At 32.9% G+C, this 2,201-nt stretch carries 6 protein-coding genes; all 6 read right to left on the bottom strand.

The window, feature by feature from the left end; all coding sequences use genetic code 11:
• A partial coding sequence (locus ACT8VG_RS10435; RefSeq protein WP_444195833.1) for a hypothetical protein occupies positions 1 to 337 on the bottom strand: 337 nt, incomplete at its 3' end.
• A gap of 6 nt (positions 338 to 343) precedes the next feature.
• Positions 344 to 682, bottom strand: a complete 339-nt coding sequence (locus tag ACT8VG_RS10440; RefSeq protein ID WP_444195834.1) for a hypothetical protein — start codon at positions 680 to 682, stop codon at positions 344 to 346.
• A gap of 62 nt (positions 683 to 744) precedes the next feature.
• On the bottom strand, positions 745 to 1,032 hold the full coding sequence (locus ACT8VG_RS10445; protein ID WP_187012104.1) for a hypothetical protein: 288 nt from the start codon (positions 1,030 to 1,032) through the stop codon (positions 745 to 747).
• Between the two features lie 50 nt (positions 1,033 to 1,082).
• On the bottom strand, positions 1,083 to 1,442 hold the full coding sequence (locus tag ACT8VG_RS10450; RefSeq protein WP_432267381.1) for a hypothetical protein: 360 nt from the start codon (positions 1,440 to 1,442) through the stop codon (positions 1,083 to 1,085).
• Positions 1,443 to 1,558: 116 nt separating this feature from the next.
• Entirely contained in the window at positions 1,559 to 1,918 is a 360-nt protein-coding gene (rplT, locus tag ACT8VG_RS10455; RefSeq protein ID WP_006505448.1) for a 50S ribosomal protein L20, read from the bottom strand.
• A gap of 27 nt (positions 1,919 to 1,945) precedes the next feature.
• On the bottom strand, positions 1,946 to 2,134 hold the full coding sequence (gene rpmI, locus ACT8VG_RS10460; protein WP_006505447.1) for a 50S ribosomal protein L35: 189 nt from the start codon (positions 2,132 to 2,134) through the stop codon (positions 1,946 to 1,948).
• Between the last annotated feature and the right edge of the window lie 67 nt (positions 2,135 to 2,201).

Raw genomic sequence — 2,201 nt, forward strand, 5'->3', positions numbered from 1 at the left:
GTTTTCTCATAGACTTGATTTTTTCTATATCTTTTTCTAAAAGATCATAATCATCGAGCATATCCTTATATTTACCATAATGTTCATATTGATAAATATAATAAGTCATATACATTTCAATGATTGGCTCAATACCATGATAGTGTTCTAGTTCATAGAGTCCACAAGCAACATAGCACAAGCACATGAAATATTCCAGTTCTCTATTTTCTCCTAGCATTTCGTCTGAAAATACATATGAACTCCCATAAAACATAGGATGAGGCGTATCTTTCTGTGAATCCATTTCCTGATAGACATCATTTCTTACTTCTCTATAATATTCTAGTTCTTCCATAATTACCTACTCATCCCTAAATGCATCTTCATAATCTAGTTTACCTGAATTAAGTACAAAATCCCTGTCTCGCTTCATTTCATCCAGTTCTTCTTGTGTTTCAACATGTACACCTACGATAATCCTGTCTACGTTCTCATAAGTGTGATAGAACATATAGTTCACACCATCATTGAGTGTAGGATATAATTCTGCTTCGATAGTTGCTAAAGATACTCGCAAAGCAAACATAGGATCACCTTTAAAAGAAGGCCCCAAATCATCAAGATGGAACATGCCTCTTGATTGATCTCCGGTTTCATAATCCGTTCTGAAGTCATGTTTAAAATCAGAATATTCGCTCATTTTTTCACCCTCTTGCTCTCAACATCTCTATTACATATATATTTTTTTAACAAAAAAATTCATCATTCGGTTTTAATTGTACCATTTTTAAAATCTCTTATCATTTTTAATATATATTCATTACTACCCATATATGTTTCTTTTCCAAGTACATCTAATGCAGCTGTTGCAACATAACCTATAGGTATATTTAGCAAACATATTTCATTATCTTTATTGTTTTTTATTTCCTCAATAAAGGCTTCATCAGTTATTTTCGCTTCAATTCCTGTAAGAATCGCCTGCATGACAAGTATAGGTTTACCACTTTTTATCTTATCAATAACTTCTATAACTATATCATTGTGCATGTCTTTTAACCTCCGAATATCGAAGAAAAATTGAATTTCAAAATTATCTTCTACTCATCCCTAAATGCATCTTCATAATCTAGTTTACCTGAATTAAGTACGAAATCCCTGTCACGTTTCATTTCATCCAGTTCTTCTTGTGTTTCAACATGTACACCCACTATGATTTCATCAACATTCTCATATGTATGATAGAACATATAATTAACACCATCATTAAGTGTAGAATATAATTCTGCCTCAATAGTAGCAAGTGCCAAAGATACTTTTAATGCAAATAAAGGACATCCGTTAAACTGAGGCCCTAAATCATTAAGATGGAACATACCTACAGATTGTTCACTATTGATATATGACGTTTTAAAATCATGCTTTATATCTTCATACCTATCCATCGCTTTTTCTTTCACTGCTTTTCACCTTTTCTATGACTTTCTGTTTACTTATAAGTTCATTATACACTACATCACAGCCAAAACACTTATATTTTTAAGCATGAAAAAAGTGCCATCTCTGGCACTTTAGATTACTTTGCTAACTGTTCTTTAGCTAAATCAGTTAAAGCCTTGAAACCTTCAGGATCAGCAATTGCGATTTCTGAAAGCATCTTTCTGTTAACGTTAACTTCTGCAAGTTTTAAACCATGCATGAAAGTTGAATATGACATATCGTTCATTCTGCAAGCAGCGTTGATACGTGCAATCCAAAGCTTTCTCATTTCTCTCTTTAACTGTCTTCTATCTCTGTAAGCATACTTTAAAGAATGCATTACCTGTTCATGAGCTGTTTTATATAAAGCATGTTTGCTACCGAAGTAACCTTTAGCTAGCTTTAATGTCTTTTTTCTTCTGCGTCTAGTTGTAAATCCGCCTTTTACTCTTGCCATGTGTATATCCTCCTTAAAATTAACCTATTAGATACGAGACTTGATTCTCTTGTAATCTGATGGGTGTACTAATGTTGACTTAGCGAGATGCTTTTTCTGTTTATGTGTCTTATTATGTGATAAGTGAGATACGTATGCATGGCCTCTCTTTAATTTACCACTTGCTGTTTTCTTTAAGCGCTTCTTAAGACCGCTATGTGTTTTCATTTTTGGCATGATAAGTTTCCTCCTATTTTACTTTGCTTTTTTAGGTGCGAGCATTGCTGTCAATGTTCTTCCTTCT

This window comes from Catenibacterium sp., from assembly GCF_052354645.1.
In the GTDB taxonomy this organism is placed as follows: Bacteria; Bacillota_I; Bacilli_A; order Erysipelotrichales; family Coprobacillaceae; genus Catenibacterium; species Catenibacterium mitsuoka_A.

Coding starts and splice junctions, on each gene's coding strand:
- ACT8VG_RS10440 (WP_444195834.1), bottom strand. CDS start 682: ATGAGCGAATATTCTGATTTTAAACATGACTTCAGAACGGATTATGAA.
- ACT8VG_RS10445 (WP_187012104.1), bottom strand. CDS start 1,032: ATGCACAATGATATAGTTATAGAAGTTATTGATAAGATAAAAAGTGGT.
- rplT (WP_006505448.1), bottom strand. CDS start 1,918: ATGGCAAGAGTAAAAGGCGGATTTACAACTAGACGCAGAAGAAAAAAG.
- rpmI (WP_006505447.1), bottom strand. CDS start 2,134: ATGCCAAAAATGAAAACACATAGCGGTCTTAAGAAGCGCTTAAAGAAA.